Genomic DNA, 18,120 nt, shown 5'->3' on the forward strand with positions numbered 1-18,120 from the left:
CCCGTACCGCAGCGGTACGGGGGCCATCGGTGCAAGGCGCGACGAAGCGGGCGCCGGTGACCTCAGTCGGTGTGCGTGTCCGCCGCCTCGACCTCTTCGCGGGTGACACCGAGGAGGTAGAGGACGGTGTCGAGGAAGGGGACGTTCACCGCGGTGTGCGCGGCCTCCCGGACGACGGGCTTGGCGTTGAAGGCGACACCGAGCCCGGCCGCGTTCAGCATGTCGAGGTCATTGGCGCCGTCGCCGATCGCGACGGTCTGCTCCAGCGGGACCCCGGCCTCGTCGGCGAAGCGGCGAAGGAGCCTGGCCTTGCCCGCTCGGTCCACGATCTCTCCGGTCACCTTGCCGGTGAGCTTGCCGTCGACGATCTCCAGGGTGTTGGCCTGGGCGAAGTCGAGGCCGAGACGTTCCTTCAGATCATCGGTCACCTGGGTGAACCCGCCCGAGACGACGCCCACTTGGTACCCGAGGCGCTTCAGCGTGCGGATGAGGGTGCGGGCGCCGGGGGTGAGGCGTACCTCGGCACGGACCTTGTCGACGACCGAGGCGTCGAGCCCGGCGAGGAGCTCCACGCGGGCGTGCAGGGACTGCTCGAAGTCCAGTTCGCCGCGCATCGCGGCCTCGGTCACCTCGGCGACCTTGTCCTCGCAGCCCGCGTGCGCCGCGAAGAGCTCGATCACCTCGTCCTGGATGAGGGTCGAGTCCACGTCCATCACGATGAGCCGCTGGGCGCGGCGGTGCAGGCCCGCGGCGACGACGGCCACGTCCACGCCGAGCTTCGCGGCCTCCAGGGCGAGGGCGGTGCGCAGCGGCTCGGTCTCCGTGCCGGAGACGGCGAACTCCACGGCAGTGACGGGGTACTTGGCGAGCCGGAAGATGCGGTCGATGTTGCCGCCGGTCGCCGTGATGCTGGCGGCGATGGAGGCGGTCGACTCGGCGGTCAGGGGGTGACCGAGCACGGTGACATGGGAGCGGCCGAGGCCACGCGGGCGGTTGTCACCGATGCCAGAGATGATCTCGGCCTGCATCTTCAGGGAGTCGGCCCAGCTGTGGACGGTGGACCGCAGGTCGCCCTCCAGGCCGGCCGGCGGCTCGGTCACGAGCGCGCACAGCACTATGCGGCCACGGGTGACGACCTGCTCGATGTCGACGACGTCGACGGAGTAGGCGGCGAGGGTGTCGAAGAGGCCTGCGGTGATTCCGGGACGGTCCTTGCCGAAGATCTTGACGAGGAGCGTGGGGACATCGGCGGGCTGCGGGGGCTGCGAAGCGCTCATGGTGAGGCCCACGGTATCCGGCACCCCGCGGGGCCGTGCCGCCGGTCCGCTTGGCGGACACGCGTGTGCGCTCGGAGCGGCCGTTCAGCGCGGGGTGATCGAGCGGGGGGAGACACCGCCGGGAGGCGGCGGAACCGCGAGGCCCAGGGGGCTCACCGCCCCGGCCGCCCCGAGGCCCCGGCGGCGGATGTGAGCGAGGCGGTGGGGGAGCCGGTGGAACCGGGAGGCGACAGGGGCTCACCGCCCCCGGCCGCCCCGGGGCCCCGGCGGTGGAGGTGGCGGTGGAGGTGGGGGAGGTGGCGGCCAGTCGCCGTTGCCCGAGGTGCGGGGCCGTGGCTTCGACTGCGGGGGCGGAACGACCGGTCCGATGACCGTCGGCGTCCCGGACACATCACGCGGCGGCCGAAGGTACGGGTTGGTGTCGGGGTTCGAGGGCCGGAAGGGCGCGCCGGGACTGTACGGCCCGGCAGCCTCCGGCCCCGGCGTGCCGGCCCCCGTCGACGCCTGCACCGTTGCCGGCGCCACCCCAGGCGCCTCCCCCGCGAGGGCGAGCGGCGCAACCCTGCCCCCCGCGGCCCCACTGGCCACCGCGAGCAACGCCCCCACCGCCCCCGCACCGGCACCCCACGCCGCACCAAGCAGGAACGCCATCCCCAGCTGTCCGTGCAGCTCGATGCCCGCCCCGAACGCGTCGAAGCCGAGGACGGACAGCGAGGCGTCCGCGGACACCCCCGTCAGCCACACCAACAACGGCAGCGCGAGCGCCGTCAGGACGGCGAGCCGCACCGCGCACTGCCCGGCGAACCGCAGGGCGCCCGTCTCACCACGTAGATAAGGAGTGCGCACCGCGGTGAGCACACCCGCGAACAGGATCATCAGCGCCGCAGCGACCCCGAGGAGCCAGACCCTGCTGTCGAGTTCCGCGAGCCGCCCCAGCGTCACCGCCTCGTTCCCCGCCGCGCCCGAACCCGCAAGCAGGTCGTCCAGCGGATCCGGCAGGAGCTTCGCCAGCTCGCCCGTCGCCTCGCCGTCCCACGGCACGAGGAGCCCGACAGGCACCCCGAGCCACACCCCGTTCGGCGCCCCGAGCAGCGCGGCGCCCGCGATCCGCTTGGGGTTGGCGTCGCCGATCATCGCGTACAGCGCCGCCGCGAGCCCGGCCAGCACCGCCACGAGCGCCACCGCGACCAGCGCCGACGCGGCGGGCCGCACCACGCGGTGCAGGGCGTCCCAACCGCGCGGCAGCGGCGTGCGGCGCGAGGCGAGCAGCGCGATCACCAGGACACCGATCACCCACACCGCGCCCCCGAGCAGGGTCAGCCCCGTGTCCACGGTGAAACCGACGGATGCCTTCGCCTGTGCGAGATCGCCGAGCCGGTCGGGCAGCAGACCGCCGATGTCACCGAGCCCGTCGGGCAGTTTGTCCGTGATGTCATCGGGGAGCTGGTCGACCCCCTCCTCGATGCCCTTGTCGATCCCCAGCTGCTCGCCGTCGATCGTGATGATGTCGTGACCCGCCCACGCGAGCCCCCCGAGCATCGCGAGAAAGAGGACGATCACCGCACCCGCGCGCGCGGCCAGTTCCGCCGGAGTGATCACAACTCCCGCCCCGCGCAAGGAGCGTAGGAAAAAATACGCAAGGAGGACCGCTCCCGCGAGCCCGACACCAAGCGGCGCGATGTCGATCGCGGTGGTCGCCTCGGCGCCGTCGAGTCCGAACGCCGACACGTCACCGGACGGGGTGACCGAGCCACCCGCGCCGAGAGCCACCACGGCAGCCGTCATCGGCCCCAGAGACCCCACCGAGTCCGCGCCGAGGAGATGCAGACCGAGCGCAGCCGTACCGGCCATCCCGACAAGAGCCCAGCTCACGGCGGCAATCGCGGAGAGCAGCACATCGCCCCACCGCACGCCCCGGCCTTCGGCCCGCTTCCCGCCGGTCTCCATCTGGACCCCCCGCCTCGCACGGCACCGCCCGATTGGTACGAGATGTGCGCAATGCTCATGATCCGTATGCACTCATGGGCGGTTACTACTCTCCGGGGCGGTTTCTGCCCCGTCAACGGGGCGGTCGCGCAGGCCCGTACGCAGTCTTCACAAGGCCCGACTTTCGGTCAGAGGCCTCCGCCTGAAATAGTTCCTCCCGATGTTCGACATCCCTAGACTCCCCATGACGGGGGCTAGCTCGGGGGACAACTCAGTGGGGCTGGAGTGCCGGAACTCGTACTGGAATTGAATGGAAGGACCTGGACGCTCGATCCATCCAGGTCGTACACCCTCGGACGTGATCCGCAGGGGGATCTCGCGCTTGACGACGCCAGGGTGTCCTGGCGTCACGCCACGATCAGCTGGAGCGGCCGCAGTTGGGTCATCGAGGACCACGGCAGCACCAATGGCACCTTTGTGCAGGGCCAGCGGATCCACCAGATGGAAATCGGCCCCGGCTCGGCCGTGAACCTCGGCAACGCGACCGACGGTCCGCGGCTGAATGTGTCCGGCAGCGCCTCGGGCGCTGCCGCCGTGTCCGCACCGCAGCAGGCCGCCCAGCAGGCACCGGCCCATCAGGCGCCGCAGCACCAGGCACCGCAGCACCACGCGCAGCAGCAGGGTGGGCCCGGCTGGGCCGCCCAGGTGTCCAAGCAGCAGGCGCCGCAGTACCAGGCGCCGCAGCAGCAGGCGCCGCAGCAGCAGGGCTGGCCGCAGCCCCAGCAGCAGGCTCAACACCAGCAGCCTCAGGTCCCGCAGCAGCAGGGTCCCGGCGCGGGTTCCGGCGGTGTCGCGGGGGCCCCGCCGGTCTACGGGGACCGCAGCCCGACGACGTTCCACCAGCTCTCGCTCGGCCGCAAGATGCGCATCGGCCGCGCCCTGGAGAACGAACTGGTCGTCTCCGACCTCCAGGTCTCGCGGCACCACGCCGAGTTCACGGCCACTCCGGACGGCCGCTTCGAGATCCATGACCTCGGCTCGCACAACGGCACGTACATCAACGGTCAGCCGGTCGCGAAGTCGGGCACGGCCCTCATCGGTCCGAACGACATCGTCAGCGTCGGCCACTCGACGTTCCGGCTCGTCGGCGACCGGCTCGAGGAGTTCGTCGACACCGGTGAGATCTCCTTCTCCGCCCGCCACCTCACGGTGACGGTCGACGGCGGCAAGGACATCCTCAAGGACGTCTCCTTCGGCGTCCCGGAGAAGTCGCTCATCGCGGTCATCGGCCCCTCGGGCTCCGGAAAGTCCACCCTGCTCAAGGCGCTCACCGGCTACCGGCCCGCCAACAAGGGTGACGTCCTCTACGACAACCGGAACCTCTACAAGCAGTTCGCCGAGCTGCGCCAGCGCATCGGTCTGGTCCCGCAGGACGACATCCTGCACAAGGAACTGACCGTCAAGAAGGCCCTCAAGTACGCCGCCAAGCTGCGCTTCCCCTCGGACACCAGCGAGCAGGAGCGCGAGCAGCGCATCGACGAGGTCCTGCGCGAGCTCAAGCTGGACATCCACAAGGAGAAGAAGGTCACCTCCCTCTCCGGTGGCCAGCGCAAGCGCGTGTCGGTGGCCCTCGAACTGCTCACCAAGCCGTCGCTGATCTTCCTGGACGAGCCGACCTCCGGCCTCGACCCGGGCATGGACCGCGACGTCATGCAGCTCCTGCGCGGCCTCGCCGACGACGGCCGCACGGTCCTCGTCGTCACGCACTCGGTCGCCGAGCTGGCGATCTGCGACAAGCTCCTGGTGATGGCGCCCGGCGGCTCGGTCGCGTACTTCGGTCCGCCGGAGGAAGCGCTCAACTTCTTCGGCTACCAGACGTGGGCGGACGTCTTCTCGGCGTTCGAGAACTACCGCGACTACGACTGGGCGGGCCGCTGGAAGGGCTCGCAGCACTACCAGATGTACGCCGCCGACATCGACGCCGTGGCCGCGCAGTCGGTCCACATGCCGCCGGCGCAGGCGATCAGGCCGCCCAAGCCGCAGGGCTGGGGCTCACAGCTGTGGACCCTGATCCGCCGCTACACCTCGGTGATCGCCTCCGACAAGGGCTTCCTCGGCCTGATGGTGATCCTGCCCGCGGTCCTCGGCATCGTCAGCGTCGTCATCCCGGCCGACTTCGGGCTCGGCCCGCCCAAGCCGCCGGCGAAGTTCAACGGCGACGCGGGAACGATCATGCTGATCCTCGCGGTCGGCATGTGCTTCTCGGGCGCGGCCAACTCCGTCCGTGAGTTGATCAAGGAACGGGTCATCTACGAACGGGAGCGGGCCACCGGCCTTTCCCGTTCGGCGTACCTGATGTCCAAGGTCATCGTCCTCGGCGTGATCACGGCCTTCCAGGGCGTGATCATCTGCGGCATCGGCTTCGCGACCCGCGACATGCCGGAAGAGGGCCTGATCCTGCCCCCGGCCGTCGAGATCTGCCTGACGATCATCGCCCTGGGCTTCACCTCGATGATGTTCGGCCTGGTCATCTCCTCGCTGGTGAAGACCGCCGAGAAGACCATGCCGCTCCTGGTGATGTTCGCGATCGTCCAGGTCGTCTTCACCGGCGTGCTCTTCCAGGTCTACGGATCGCCGGGCCTGGAGCAGTTCGCCTGGCTGATGCCGTCGCGCTGGGCCATCGCCGGTGCGGGCGCCACGCTGGACCTCGCGCACCTCATGCCGCCGTGGGACCCGAAGAAGCCGGGCGACCTCGACCCGCTGTGGGAGCACTCGGCCGGCCAGTGGGGCATGAACATCACGATCCTGCTCCTGATCGGCATTGCCTGCGGCTTCGCGGTCGCGCGGCTGCTTCGCCGCCACGAGCCGGAGGTCATGCGCAAGTAGCGGGCCCGCGAGAACGACGAGAAGGGCGGCACCCCCAGCGGGGTGCCGCCCTTCGGCGTCTGCAGAGCCTCGGTGAAGAGGTCCGTTGATCAGGAGATCAGGCTCAGTAGGCGCTGTTCACGTTGTCCATCGAGCCGTAGCGGTCGGCCGCGTAGTTGGCCGCGGCCGTGATGTTGGCGACCGGGTCGTAGATGTTCGTGGAGGTGCCCTCCACGTGGTACGCGTCGAACGTCGGCTGGATGACCTGGAGCAGGCCGACGGACGGGGTGCCGTTGATGGCGTTGATGTCCCAGCCGTTCTTGGCGTTCGGGTCACCCGCGGACTCACGGATGATGTTGCGGTGCAGGCCCTCGTAGGAACCGGGGATGCCCTTGGACTTCATGATGTCCAGGGACTGGCGGATCCAGCCGTCGAGGTTGTTGGCGTAGACCGGCTTGCGCGCGGCGGCACGGCTCGCGGCTTCCTTGGCCTTGCGCTCGTCCTCGGCCTTCTTCTTGGCCGCGGCTTCTGCGGCGGCCTTCTTCTTCGCGGCGGCGTCGGCCTCGGCCTTCGCCTTCGCGGCGGCGGCGGCCTTGGCCTGCTTGTCGACGGCGGTGTGCTGCTTGATGACACCGGCCTCGACGGCCTGCTGGGCGTCGACGTTCTGCTTGAAGGCCACCGGGGCGGCCTCGATGCTCCGGGTCTCGGTTCCGGCATCGGCGCTGCCCGGCACGAGGGAGAACGCGAGGGCGGCGGCGCCGAGCGTGGCGACACCGGCGATCGAGATCTTCTGGGTCTTGGTCGGCGCGGGGCGACTATGACCAGGGGTGCTGAGCTTGGACATGGCTGATGGACCTCTTCGAATCGCGGGGGTCGTTCTGGCCGGCGGGGACATGTGTTTCTCCGGCACAAACGCCGCGGTGCGAGACCGCGGCGCCGAACGACGGATGCAATTCTTAGCGGCCGCAAAATTCTGTGGCAAAGCAGTGACGTACGAAGCCGGATAGTGGATCAGGGGGCGCGTCGTACGCATTTATGGCATTGCTGCCCATGCGCATAAAGGACGTTCTTCTCCACTAGGAACCTTCGTACGTGATGCACGTCCTATGTGCGGGCTCACATCGGACACGTAACAACCTCACCGGCAGTTGCCGTCGCAATTCTCTGCGTGAGGAAACTCCTCCGGAAGGAGGAGATGGACGTCGCCGAACTCGTGCCACAGGTAGAGACGGCGTACGGCCTCCGTATAACCCCGGTCCACGGCGGCCCGGCCCGCGATCGCCTCCAGCATCAGCAGATGCGAGGCCTGCGGCTCGTGCAGACCCGTGAGCAGCCCGTCCACCACCCGCACGCCCCGCTCGGACGTCACCACGAGCTCCGTACGGCCCGCCGCCGCCCGCACCACCCCGTCGGGGCCCGCGGCCGACTCGACGGCGCGCACGGCCGTCGTACCGACCGCGATGACGCGCCCGCCGCCCGCCCCGGCGGCGTTGATCAGCCGCGCCGACGCCCCGGGCACCTCGAAGAGCTCGGGATACGGCGGTTCGTGCGCCTCGGGGGACGCCACCCCCGTATGCAGCGTGACCGGCGCGAACTGCACACCCCGGCTCACCAGGCGTGCCACCAGGTCCGCGGTGAACGGCCGGGCCGCACTCGGCATCTCCGCACTGCCCGCCCCGTCGGCCGACGGCAGCGCGAAGACGGTCTGGTGCGCGGCGAGCGGCTGGTCCCTCTCCGTGTAGGAGTAGCGGATGGGGCGCCCGTGCCGGCGCAGCAGCGACGGCACATCGGCCGGCACCCGGGCCCACCACAACCGGCCGCTTCCCGGAGCCAGCGGCTCCTCGACGATCAGGCGTACGCCGCCGGGGAGCCGCACGACCGAACCCGCGGGCCCGCCCACCCGCGCACGCGTGGTGCCCCGGCCGTCCGGGTCCCGCAGCTCGACGGCCCACCGTCCGTCGTCACCACGCGTCGAGAAGTGCACCACCACGCGCGCGTGCCCGACCGTTCCGTCGACCGCGGCGGGCAGTGTCTGTGAGGTGTTCACGATCAGCAGGTCCCCGGCCCGCAGCAGCTCGGGCAGGTCGGCGAACGCGTGGTGCGAGACCTCCGTCCCGCGCGACAGGAGCAGCCGCACCGCGTCCCTGCCGAGCCCCGGACCGCGCTGCTCGGCGGGGACGCGCGCCGCCAGCTCGTCGGGCACCCGCACGGCCAGCGTCATCGGGCGTCCACAGAGGGAGGGGCGTCCAGCAGGGAAGGAGCGGAGTACCGCCCGCTCGCCGGACGCTCGTCGAGCAGCCGCAGGAAGGCGGGCACCACCGTGTCGGGAGACGGCCGCCCCGAGGCGTCATCGACCGGCACGGCCGCCCGGTAGAGGTCGGTCCGCATGTCACCGGGATCGACCGCCCACACCCTGATCCCCGGCTCCTCCACGGCGAGGACCGCCGACAGATGATCAAGAGCGGCCTTGGACGCCCCGTACCCGCCCCACGTCTCGTACGCCTCGACGGCCGCGTCGGAGCTGACATCGATCACCGCCCCGACCCCGAGGCCCGCAACAGGGGCAGTGCCTCGCGGATCAGCCCCAGCACGGCCACCACGTTGGTCTCCAGGGCCAGCCGCAGTCCGTCGGGCGTGAGCTCTTCGAGCCGTACGAGAGGTTCCGCGCCCAGCGCGCTCGCGTTGTTCACCAGCAGGTCGAGACCGCCGAGCCCGTGCGCCGCGGCCACCAGATCCGCACGGTGCCCGGCGTCCGTGACATCCCCGGCGACGGCCTCCACGCGCGCGCCGCGCCCCGCCAGATCGCGGGCTGCCTCGTCGAGCACGGCGGCCGTTCTCGCGTCGAGCACCAGACCCCAGCCCCGCTCGGCGAGCGCCGCCGCCAGCGCGCGCCCCAGCCCCTTCGAAGCCCCCGTGATGATCGCTACCGGCATGACATCCGTCCCCTCGGGTCACCCTGCGGCCGCTTCTCCAGCGGATGACCCCACGGTAGGAACGGGGCCGCTCCCGGCGCCTCGTGCGCGGGCCGCAACAACTCAGGGCCCTTGGGCCTACGCCGACAGCCCTAGGCGGCGGCCATCACAGGTCCGATACGCGCTGTCACACCCCGCCGGTACGGTGAGGCCATGAGTCAAGGTCCCCGGTCCGGCCTGAACGCGGTGAGCTCCGCGCTTCTCGCCATGAGCAGCCAACTGGAGGTGCGCGACGTCCTGAAGACGATCGTCGCCTCGGCCCGTGAACTGCTCGACGCCGAGTACGCGGCGCTCGGCGTTCCGGACGACCACGGAGGGTTCGCCCAGTTCGTCGTCGACGGCGTCAGCGACGAGCAGTGGCGCGCCATCGGCCCGCTGCCCCGCCAGCACGGCATCCTCGCCGCGATGCTGCACAAGGCCGAGCCCGAGCGCCTCGCCGACGTGCGCGAGGACCCGCGCTTCGAGGGCTGGCCGTCCGCCCACCCGGACATGTCCGACTTCCTGGGCCTTCCGATCCGGTACGGGGACGAGACCCTCGGCGCGCTCTTCCTCGCCAACAAGCTGCAACCTTCCGAGGGGTGCCCCCCGGACTCCCGAAGGCCCGCGAAGCCGGACGGCCGCTGCGGGTTCACCGCCGATGACGAAGAGCTCCTTTCGATCCTCGCGCAACATGCCGCGATCGCCCTCACCAACGCCCGTCTCTACGAGCGCAGCCGCGAGCTGACCATCGCCGAGGAGCGCTCGCGCCTGGCCCACGAACTGCACGACGCCGTCAGCCAGAAGCTCTTCTCGCTGCGCCTGACCGCCCAGGCAGCGGCCGCCCTGGTGGACCGCGACCCCTCGCGCGCCAAGGGCGAACTCCAGCAGGTGGCCGTGCTCGCGGCCGAGGCGGCGGACGAACTGCGCGCCGCCGTCGTGGAGTTGCGCCCCGCCGCCCTGGACGAGGACGGCCTGGTGGCCACCTTGCGCACGCACACCCAGGTCCTGGACCGCGCGCACTCCGCCGCGGTCACCTTCGAGAGCCGCGCCGTCCGCGCGCTGCCCGCGGCCCAGGAGGAAGCGATGCTGCGCGTCGCCCAGGAGGCGCTGCACAATGCCTTGCGGCACTCCGGCGCGGAGCGCGTCTGCGTGACCCTGGTGCGACGTGGCGCCGGAGCCGTGCTGCGCGTCATGGACGACGGCAGTGGCTTCGATCCGCGCGTGATCCGGCGTGCGGGGCGGCACTTGGGCCTGGTCTCCATGCGGGACAGGGCCGGCGGGGTCGGTGGACGGCTGACCGTGGAATCGGAGCCCGGCAAGGGCACGACGATCGAGATGGAGGTTCCCGGTGGCTGACGCCGTGTTCAAGACGAAGACGGGGATCCGGGTGCTGCTGGTCGACGACCACCAGGTGGTCCGCCGCGGTCTGCGTACGTTCCTCGAGGTGCAGGACGACATCGAGGTCGTGGGCGAGGCGTCGGACGGTGCCGAAGGGGTCGAGCAGGCCGAGAAGTTGAAGCCGGACGTCGTCCTCATGGACGTCAAGATGCCGGGCATGGACGGTGTCGAGGCGCTGCGCAAGCTCCGCGAACTGGCCAACCCCGCGCGCGTGCTCATCGTCACCAGCTTCACCGAGCAGCGCACGGTCGTGCCGGCCCTGCGCGCGGGCGCCGCCGGGTACGTCTACAAGGACGTCGACCCGGACGCCCTGGCGGGCGCCATCCGGTCCGTGCACGCGGGTCATGTGCTGCTGCAGCCCGAGGTGGCGGGGGCGCTGCTGTCCCAGGAGGAGGCCAACACCGGGCAGGGGAGGGGCGGTTCGCTCACCGAGCGGGAGCGCGAGGTCCTCGGGCTCATCGCCGACGGCCGCTCGAACCGCGAGATCGCGCGCGCCCTCGTCCTCTCCGAGAAGACCGTCAAGACCCATGTCTCGAACATCCTGATGAAGCTGGACCTCGCCGACCGCACCCAGGCCGCTCTGTGGGCCGTACGACATGGTGTGACCGGCTGATCAACGTTTCTGCGTACCGCGTCAACCGGCGATGTGGACCGTCGCGTTCCGGGCTGAGATTCATACCGTCGTGTAGATGTCCCCCGTATGGCGCAACCTGCGCGCCGCCCGGCCGTTCTTCAGTGCGTGCTGCGGCGGCTGGCCGCAGTGATCGCTAGGGAGGGTCCAGAAGTGAAGAACCTGAAGAAGGCCGCTGCTGTCACGATGGTGGCGGGTGGCCTCGTCGTCGCCGGTGCCGGTCTCGCCTCCGCCACGGACGGTGCGCACGCGGGCGGCAAGGCCGTGAAGTCGCCGGGCGTCGGCTCGGGCAACCTCGTCCAGGCGCCGGTGCACATCCCCGTGAACGCCGTGGGCAACACCGTGTCGGTCATCGGCGCCCTCAACCCGGCCTTCGCGAACAACGGCCTCAACACCTGAGGCACGCCCCAGGCGCAGCAGTGACTACCGGCCTCCCGGGTGCTTCCCCGGGGGGCCGGTCTGTCGTGCGGCAGTCTCTCCGAAGGCCGCAGAGCCGAAGCTCCGGCCGCTCCGGGACCAGCGGGGCTCAGCCCCGTTCCCGCTCCTCCACGTACGCGTTGTAGGCGGCCACCTGAGCCCGCCGAGCCGTCCGTTCGACCGGACGCAGCGCCTCGCCCCGCGCGGCCATCTCCGAGGCGCTCACGGCCCCGCCATGGCCGTTCTCGTACGCCACCGAGATCAGCAGGCCGACCCGCTGGGCCAGCTCCAACACCCGTACCGCACGCGGCGGATATCCGGGGGCGAGAGCCTCACGCCCGCGCTCGGCCCGCGCCCGGTAGGCGTCCACCGCGGCCTCGGCGACCGGTCCCGAGCCCGCGACGTCCAGCCGCGAGAGCACCTCCGTCGCATCCCGCAGCGCCTCGGCGAGCTCGCGCTCCGCCTCGCCCAGCGAGGGCACATCGGCGGGCGGCGCCTCCCGCACGGGCAGGCAGTGCCAGAGGACCTCCACGTGTACGTCGCCCTCGGGCCCCGCCTCGGACACCTCGGGCACCAGGCCGTACGGCGCCCCGAAGGCGACGACGGCCTCCTGCGCGTCCAGCGCGCGGGCGTTGAACGCGGGCGGGCCGCTCAGCCCGAGCGGATGGCCCGGCGCCGGAAGTGCGACCCGCAGCCCGGTCACCCCGAGCGTGCGCAATCGGCCGACGGCGAGCGTGAGACCGACGGGCCCCGACTCGCCGGGGAGACCTTCGACCCGGTGCACGGCGTCGTCACCGACCATCGCGTGCACCGCGTCATCCGGCGAGACAAGTCCGGCAAGAAGGGCATTTCCCCATGCGGCCAGGCGTCCTGAGCGTGGTTCCGAGAGCATGCGTACAGCCTAAGGACCGGGCTAAGGGCTGGAGCGCTCGACCGGTGGCGTAGGTTTTCTCCCAGGGGACTGCGTCCACAGACGCAAGCGACAGCCGAGACTGCAATGGGAGACAACGCGCTCATGAGCGATGTACTGGAGCTGGAGGACGTATCCGTGGTCCGCGAGGGCCGGGCTCTGGTGGACCAGGTCTCCTGGTCGGTCAAGGAGGGTGAGCGCTGGGTCATCCTCGGACCGAACGGCGCGGGAAAGACCACCCTCCTGAACGTCGCGTCCAGCTACCTCCACCCGAGCACCGGCACCGCCACCATCCTCGGCGAGACCCTGGGCAAGCCCGGCACGGACGTCTTCGAGCTCCGCCCGCGCATCGGCGTGGCCGGCATCGCGATGGCCGAGAAGCTGCCCAAGAACCAGACCGTGCTCCAGACGGTGCTCACGGCCGCGTACGGCATGACCGCCGGCTGGCACGAGGACTACGAGGACGTCGACGAGCAGCGCGCCCGCGCCTTCCTCGACCGCCTCGGCATGACCGACTACCTGGACCGCAAGTTCGGCACCCTCTCCGAGGGCGAGCGCAAGCGCACCCTGATCGCGCGCGCCCTGATGACCGACCCCGAGCTGCTCCTCCTGGACGAGCCCGCCGCGGGCCTCGACCTCGGCGGCCGCGAGGACCTCGTGCGCCGTCTCGGCCGCCTGGCCCGTGACCCGATCGCCCCCTCGATGATCATGGTCACGCACCACGTCGAGGAGATCGCGCCCGGCTTCACGCACGTCCTCATGATCCGCCAGGGCAAGATCATGGCCGCGGGCCCGCTGGAGCTCGAACTGACCTCCCGCAACCTCTCCTTGTGCTTCGGACTGCCCCTGGTGGTCGAGGAACGCGGCGAGCGCTGGAGCGCCCAGGGTCTCCCGCTCGGCTGAATCGGCGCGCACGGCCGGACCCGCTCCGGCCGGTAGATCACGTGCCCTGTGCGAGAAGGTCCCGCGGTCCTACCATGACCATGTGGACATCGACGCATGGGTGTGGTGGCTGATCGGCGCCGCCGCGCTCGGAATCCCGCTCGTACTGACCGCGATGCCGGAGTTCGGCATGCTCTCCGTGGGCGCCGTCGCGGGCGCCGTGACCGCGGGCCTCGGCGGCGGCACCGTGCTCCAAGTCGTCGTGTTCGCCGCGGTGTCGGTCGCGCTCATCGCGGTCGTACGCCCGGTGGCGGCGCGGCACCGCTCCCAACGGCCCGAACTGGCCACAGGAGTCGAGGCGTTGAAGGGCAGGACGGCCGTCGTCCTGGAGCGCGTCGACGCCTCCGGCGGCCGGATCAAACTCGCCGGCGAGATCTGGTCGGCCCGCGCGCTCGACACCGCCCAGAGCTACGAGGCGGGACGCGAGGTGGATGTCGTCGAGATCGACGGAGCGACGGCCGTCGTCATGTGAATGGCCCACGAGGTGTGCGACGGTCTGTCAGACTCGACGAGCAAGATCTTCGCCGACCCGACTACTGGCTCTGCGGATCTTCCGGAAACACCGAGGCAAGAGGGGTACGGGGAACAACGATGCAGCCAATCATCATCGTCCTGATCATTCTGGTGGTGCTGGTATTCATCGCCCTGATCAAGACGATCCAGGTGATCCCGCAGGCCAGCGCGGCGATCGTCGAGCGCTTCGGCCGCTACACACGGACGCTCAACGCCGGCCTGAACATCGTCGTCCCGTTCATCGACTCGATCCGCAACCGCATCGACCTCCGTGAACAGGTCGTCCCCTTCCCGCCCCAGCCGGTGATCACCCAGGACAACCTCGTGGTGAACATCGACACCGTCATCTACTACCAGGTGACCGACGCCCGCGCCGCGACGTACGAGGTCGCCAGCTACATCCAGGCGATCGAGCAGCTCACCGTCACCACACTGCGCAACATCATCGGTGGCATGGACCTGGAGCGGACCCTGACCTCCCGCGAGGAGATCAACGCGGCGCTGCGCGGCGTCCTCGACGAGGCCACCGGCAAGTGGGGCATCCGCGTCAACCGCGTCGAACTCAAGGCGATCGAGCCGCCGACCTCCATCCAGGACTCGATGGAGAAGCAGATGCGCGCCGACCGCGACAAGCGCGCCGCGATCCTCCAGGCCGAAGGTGTACGGCAGTCGGAGATCCTGCGCGCCGAGGGCGAGAAGCAGTCCGCGATCCTGCGCGCCGAAGGTGAGGCCAAGGCCGCGGCCCTGCGCGCCGAGGGCGAGGCCCAGGCGATCCGCACGGTCTTCGAGTCCATCCACGCCGGAGACCCGGACCAAAAGCTCCTCTCGTACCAGTACCTCCAGATGCTCCCGAAGATCGCCGAGGGCGACGCGAACAAGCTCTGGATCGTCCCCAGCGAAATCGGCGACGCCCTCAAGGGCCTCGGCGGCGCACTCGGCAACTTCGGCCCGCTGGGAGGCGGCGGCGGTTCGGTGCCCGCACAGGGCAAGGAGCGCCGCGAACAGCCGCCGATCGACTGACGCAAAAAACCCGCGCCCCCGAAGGGGCGCGGTGAACTGCGCACAGCCACGGCCGGGCGGCTACGCGGCAGGCGCCGCCAGCCACTCCGGCAGCGCCGCCAACTCGTCCCGGCCAAGCGCCAGCAGCATGGCGTCCGCGGGAGTCGGCTCAAAGGGCTGCCGCAACAAGGGCATCCCGGCCTCCTCAGGCGTACGGTCCGCCTTGCGGTGATTGTCCATCGCACACGAGGCGACCGTGTTCAGCCAGGTGTCCGTACCACCCTGCGCCCGCGGCACCACGTGGTCCACGGTCGTCGCCCGCCTCCCGCAGTACGCGCACCTGTGCTGGTCCCGCACGAGCACACCCCGCCGCGACCACGGAGCCCGTCTTCGGAAGGGCACCCGTACATACCTGCAGAGCCTGATCACCCGAGGCACCGGTATCTCGACCGCTGCCGCGCGCACACGGAGTCCGGGGTGGGCGTGTTCGACGACGGCCTTGTCGCTGAGGACCAGCACGACGGCACGGTTCAGCGTCACCGTCGACAGCGGCTCGAAGCTCGCGTTCAGCACCAGCGTGTCCCGCATTTCGCCCACCTCCCGTATGCACACCGACCCACCCCTGGCGGGCTGGGATCAACTCTGGCCGGGCACGCCGAGATGGACAACGCAATAAAAAATGCCCGCCCCTGATCACTTCCATGACCAGGGGCGGGCAAACGTTCGGTGAACGCCTAGCTACCCGCCGGAGCCGCGTACTCGGCGAGCACCTGCGCGCGCCCGAGCGTGTGGAACCGGAGGTTGAACCCGATGACCGCGGGCGAAGCGTCGGAGTCCGGACCGAGCTTCTCCTGGTCCACCGCGTACACGGTGAACACATAACGGTGCGCCGGGTCACCGGGAGGCGGCGCCGCGCCCCCGAATTCCTTCGTCCCGTAGTCGTTGCGCACCTGCACCGCGCCCTCGGGCAGCCCCTCGAACTTGCCGCTGCCCGCGCCGGTGGGCAGTTCGGTCACCGACACCGGGATGTCGATGACCGACCAGTGCCAGAACCCGCTGCCCGTGGGCGCGTCCGGGTCGAAGCACGTCACGGCGAAGCTCTTGGTCTCCGGCGGGAAGCCTTCCCACCGCAGGTGCGGCGAGGTGTTCCCGGCCGCCTGGACCTGAGCGTCCTTAAGGACCGCACCCGGTTCGAAGTCCTCGCTCACGACCGTGAAGGACGGCACGGGCGGATGGAAGTCATGCGGAAGCGGCGGCCTCTTGAGCTCGGTCACGTCGGCACCTCCTGATTGGTTCCTGATCGGCGGTAGCTCTACAGCTCTTCCGTTCCGAGCCTAGAACCAGTTGCGCTTGCTGCCGACCTGGGACAGCCACTCGTTCAGGTACGCCGCCCAGTCCGTGCCCTGGAAGTCGTTCAGACCGACCTTGAAGGAGCGGAACGAGTCGCTGCCCTCACTGAAGAGGCCCGGCTTCTTGTCCATCTCCAGGATGACGTCCATCTCGCGGTCGTCGGCCACGAAGCTCAACTCGACCTGGTTGAGGCCGCGGTACTGCTGCGGCGGGAAGAACTCGATCTCCTGGTAGAACGGCAGCTTCTGCCGCGTGCCACGGATGTGCCCGCGCTCCATGTCCGCACTCTTGAAGCGGAAGCCCAGCTGGATGAACGCGTCCAGGATGGCCTGCTGCGCCGGCAGCGGGTGCACGTTGACCGGGTCCAGGTCGCCGGAGTCCACGGCCCGCGCGATCTCGAGCTCGGTGGTCACACCGATGTTCATCCCGCGCAGCTGCTGCCCGTCGATGGAGGTGACCGGAGTCTCCCAGGGGATCTCCAGGCCGAACGGCACCGCGTGCACCTGGCCCGCCTGGAGCGTGAAGGCCCCACCGAGCCGCAGCTTGGTGAACTCGATGTCCTGCTTCGTCTCCTGGTCCTGACCCTCGACCTCGACCCGCGCCTGCAGACCGACGGAAAGACCCTCGATCTCCTGGTCCACGGACCCGCCCTGGATCCGCACCTCACCCTGGACGACGCCACCCGGTACGACGTTGACCTCGGTCAGCACCGTCTCCACCGACGCACCGCCGGCACCCAGGCTCGCAAGCAGCTTCTTGAACCCCATGACTCTCCTCCCCAGGCCCCGCCTGTGGTTCGACTCGACTTGAATCCTTGATCCATACAAACGCGGTGAACCCACGTCCGGTTCCGCGTCCTCGCCCCGGCCATCCGCCCGGCAGGTGACCACCTGCCCGTACGGACCGTCTCCAGTACGCTCGGACGCCATGATCGAGGCCCCTGACCGTACGCCCCTCACCCATGACTTCTTCGCACGCCCTGTCCTCGACGTGGCCCCTGATCTGCTGGGCCGCGTCCTCGTCCGCAGCTCACCGGACGGTCCGATCGAGCTGCGCCTGACAGAGGTGGAGGCCTACGCGGGCGAGGCCGACCCGGGGTCGCACGCCTATCGCGGCCCCACCGCCCGCAACAGCGTGATGTTCGGTCCGCCCGGATACGCGTACGTCTACTTCACCTACGGCATGTGGCACTGCCTCAACGTGGTGTGCGGCCCGGAAGGCCAGGCGAGCGGAGTCCTGCTGCGGGCCGGGGAGATCACGGCCGGCGCCGAGACCGCCCGCAAGCGTCGACTCTCGGCCCGCAACGACAGGGAACTGGCCAAAGGCCCGGCCCGCCTGGCCACAGCCCTCGACGTGGATCGCAGCCTGAACGGCTCCGACCTCTGCGCGGGCGGGGACGCCCCCCTCACTCTCCTCGCGGGCACCCCCGTCAGCCCCGACCAGGTGAGCAACGGTCCGCGTACGGGAGTCGGCGGCGAGGGAGCCGTCCACCCCTGGCGCTTCTGGACGTCCAACGACCCGACGGTGAGCCCCTATCGGGCCCATGCGCCCCGAGGCCGCCGAACTTGACGCGGCCCTGGGCGGACCGTAATGTGGCCCGAGCCGCTTGACCCGGTGACGGCAGTCTGCCGACAGCTGGAAGCGGCCAACCACTACCTACGACTTCCCCTCAGCGGGGGCTTATTTCGCATGCTCGCATGCCGGAATTCGAACTCGCGAAACTCGATTATGAGTTGCAGAGGGAATCCGCTAACGTAGTGAACACGCCGAAAGGCAAAGGCCCCCAACGGCCACCGGAAATGAAATCCGAACCGGGAACGGAACGGAAAACGGATCTGGTAGAGTTGGAAACGCAAGACAGCAAGACAAAATGAAACACCGAAGGGAAGCGCCCGGAGGAAAGCCCGAGAGGGTGAGTACAAAGGAAGCGTCCGTTCCTTG

17 protein-coding genes and 1 pseudogene are annotated in these 18,120 nt (G+C 70.2%); 9 read left to right on the forward strand and 9 right to left on the reverse strand.

Annotation, left to right across the window (positions count from 1 at the left end):
• Nucleotides 1–62 precede the first annotated feature (62 nt).
• Together serB and ACWGIH_RS39695 are read right to left on the reverse strand one after the other, a co-directional pair.
• Entirely contained in the window at nucleotides 63–1,277 is a 1,215-nt protein-coding gene (gene serB / locus ACWGIH_RS39690) for a phosphoserine phosphatase SerB (RefSeq protein WP_453450623.1), read from the reverse strand.
• 237 nt (nucleotides 1,278–1,514) lie between these two features.
• A complete protein-coding gene (locus ACWGIH_RS39695; protein WP_453450622.1) occupies nucleotides 1,515–3,224 on the reverse strand; it encodes a streptophobe family protein in 1,710 nt (569 codons plus the stop codon).
• 264 nt (nucleotides 3,225–3,488) lie between these two features.
• On the opposite strand from ACWGIH_RS39695, the gene ACWGIH_RS39700 reads away from it, so the two are divergent.
• A complete protein-coding gene (locus ACWGIH_RS39700) occupies nucleotides 3,489–6,089 on the forward strand; it encodes an FHA domain-containing protein (protein ID WP_453450621.1) in 2,601 nt (866 codons plus the stop codon).
• A 103-nt stretch (nucleotides 6,090–6,192) separates the two neighbouring features.
• Here ACWGIH_RS39700 and ACWGIH_RS39705 read toward each other — a convergent pair whose 3' ends face one another.
• The 3 genes and pseudogenes from ACWGIH_RS39705 to ACWGIH_RS39715 form a co-directional block, all read right to left on the reverse strand.
• Nucleotides 6,193–6,912 (reverse strand): transglycosylase SLT domain-containing protein, encoded by a 720-nt coding sequence (locus ACWGIH_RS39705; protein WP_453450620.1) that lies wholly within the window; start codon nucleotides 6,910–6,912, stop codon nucleotides 6,193–6,195.
• A gap of 294 nt (nucleotides 6,913–7,206) precedes the next feature.
• Nucleotides 7,207–8,289, reverse strand: a complete 1,083-nt coding sequence (locus ACWGIH_RS39710) for an S-adenosylmethionine:tRNA ribosyltransferase-isomerase (protein WP_453450619.1) — start codon at nucleotides 8,287–8,289, stop codon at nucleotides 7,207–7,209.
• Nucleotides 8,286–9,001 (reverse strand): annotated as a pseudogene (locus ACWGIH_RS39715) (SDR family NAD(P)-dependent oxidoreductase). The gene ACWGIH_RS39710 and the pseudogene ACWGIH_RS39715 overlap by 4 nt, the downstream one beginning before the upstream one ends.
• Nucleotides 9,002–9,193: 192 nt before the next feature.
• Here ACWGIH_RS39715 and ACWGIH_RS39720 point away from each other — a divergent pair.
• The 3 genes from ACWGIH_RS39720 to ACWGIH_RS39730 all read left to right on the forward strand — a co-directional run bounded on the left by ACWGIH_RS39720 (nucleotide 9,194) and on the right by ACWGIH_RS39730 (nucleotide 11,447).
• Nucleotides 9,194–10,375, forward strand: coding sequence for a GAF domain-containing sensor histidine kinase (locus ACWGIH_RS39720; protein ID WP_453450618.1), 1,182 nt, complete (start codon nucleotides 9,194–9,196; stop codon nucleotides 10,373–10,375).
• Nucleotides 10,368–11,030: a response regulator gene (locus tag ACWGIH_RS39725; protein ID WP_453450617.1), complete on the forward strand. Its 663-nt coding sequence runs from the start codon at nucleotides 10,368–10,370 to the stop codon at nucleotides 11,028–11,030. The genes ACWGIH_RS39720 and ACWGIH_RS39725 overlap by 8 nt, the downstream gene beginning before the upstream one ends.
• A 171-nt stretch (nucleotides 11,031–11,201) precedes the next feature.
• Entirely contained in the window at nucleotides 11,202–11,447 is a 246-nt protein-coding gene (locus tag ACWGIH_RS39730) for a chaplin (protein ID WP_453450616.1), read from the forward strand.
• Between the two features lie 127 nt (nucleotides 11,448–11,574).
• Here the strand turns inward: ACWGIH_RS39730 and ACWGIH_RS39735 are convergent, their stop codons facing one another.
• Complete coding sequence (locus ACWGIH_RS39735; RefSeq protein ID WP_453450615.1) at nucleotides 11,575–12,357, reverse strand: hypothetical protein; 783 nt, start codon at nucleotides 12,355–12,357, stop codon at nucleotides 11,575–11,577.
• A 123-nt stretch (nucleotides 12,358–12,480) separates the two neighbouring features.
• On the opposite strand from ACWGIH_RS39735, the gene ACWGIH_RS39740 reads away from it, so the two are divergent.
• The 3 genes from ACWGIH_RS39740 (at nucleotide 12,481) to ACWGIH_RS39750 (ending at nucleotide 14,850) form a co-directional block, all read left to right on the forward strand.
• Entirely contained in the window at nucleotides 12,481–13,278 is a 798-nt protein-coding gene (locus tag ACWGIH_RS39740) for an ABC transporter ATP-binding protein (RefSeq protein ID WP_453450614.1), read from the forward strand.
• Nucleotides 13,279–13,360: 82 nt separating this feature from the next.
• Nucleotides 13,361–13,789, forward strand: coding sequence for an NfeD family protein (locus tag ACWGIH_RS39745; protein ID WP_453450613.1), 429 nt, complete (start codon nucleotides 13,361–13,363; stop codon nucleotides 13,787–13,789).
• A 119-nt stretch (nucleotides 13,790–13,908) separates the two neighbouring features.
• Nucleotides 13,909–14,850, forward strand: a complete 942-nt coding sequence (locus tag ACWGIH_RS39750; protein ID WP_453450612.1) for an SPFH domain-containing protein — start codon at nucleotides 13,909–13,911, stop codon at nucleotides 14,848–14,850.
• A 60-nt stretch (nucleotides 14,851–14,910) separates the two neighbouring features.
• Here the strand turns inward: ACWGIH_RS39750 and ACWGIH_RS39755 are convergent, their stop codons facing one another.
• The 3 genes from ACWGIH_RS39755 to ACWGIH_RS39765 all read right to left on the reverse strand — a co-directional run bounded on the left by ACWGIH_RS39755 (nucleotide 14,911) and on the right by ACWGIH_RS39765 (nucleotide 16,946).
• Nucleotides 14,911–15,417 carry an HNH endonuclease gene (locus ACWGIH_RS39755; protein WP_453450611.1) on the reverse strand — a complete coding sequence of 169 codons (507 nt, stop codon included), beginning with the start codon at nucleotides 15,415–15,417 and terminating at the stop codon, nucleotides 14,911–14,913.
• Between the two features lie 146 nt (nucleotides 15,418–15,563).
• Nucleotides 15,564–16,103, reverse strand: coding sequence for a YbhB/YbcL family Raf kinase inhibitor-like protein (locus ACWGIH_RS39760; RefSeq protein WP_453450610.1), 540 nt, complete (start codon nucleotides 16,101–16,103; stop codon nucleotides 15,564–15,566).
• 60 nt (nucleotides 16,104–16,163) lie between these two features.
• Entirely contained in the window at nucleotides 16,164–16,946 is a 783-nt protein-coding gene (locus ACWGIH_RS39765; RefSeq protein WP_365826994.1) for a sporulation protein, read from the reverse strand.
• A gap of 160 nt (nucleotides 16,947–17,106) precedes the next feature.
• Between ACWGIH_RS39765 and ACWGIH_RS39770 the strand changes: the two genes are divergently transcribed.
• Nucleotides 17,107–17,748, forward strand: a complete 642-nt coding sequence (locus tag ACWGIH_RS39770) for a DNA-3-methyladenine glycosylase (RefSeq protein WP_453450609.1) — start codon at nucleotides 17,107–17,109, stop codon at nucleotides 17,746–17,748.
• 128 nt (nucleotides 17,749–17,876) lie between these two features.
• A complete protein-coding gene (locus ACWGIH_RS39775; protein ID WP_365826990.1) occupies nucleotides 17,877–18,053 on the forward strand; it encodes a hypothetical protein in 177 nt (58 codons plus the stop codon).
• Nucleotides 18,054–18,120 lie beyond the last annotated feature (67 nt).

The sequence above is a fragment of the Streptomyces sp. NPDC054872 genome (assembly GCF_053610705.1).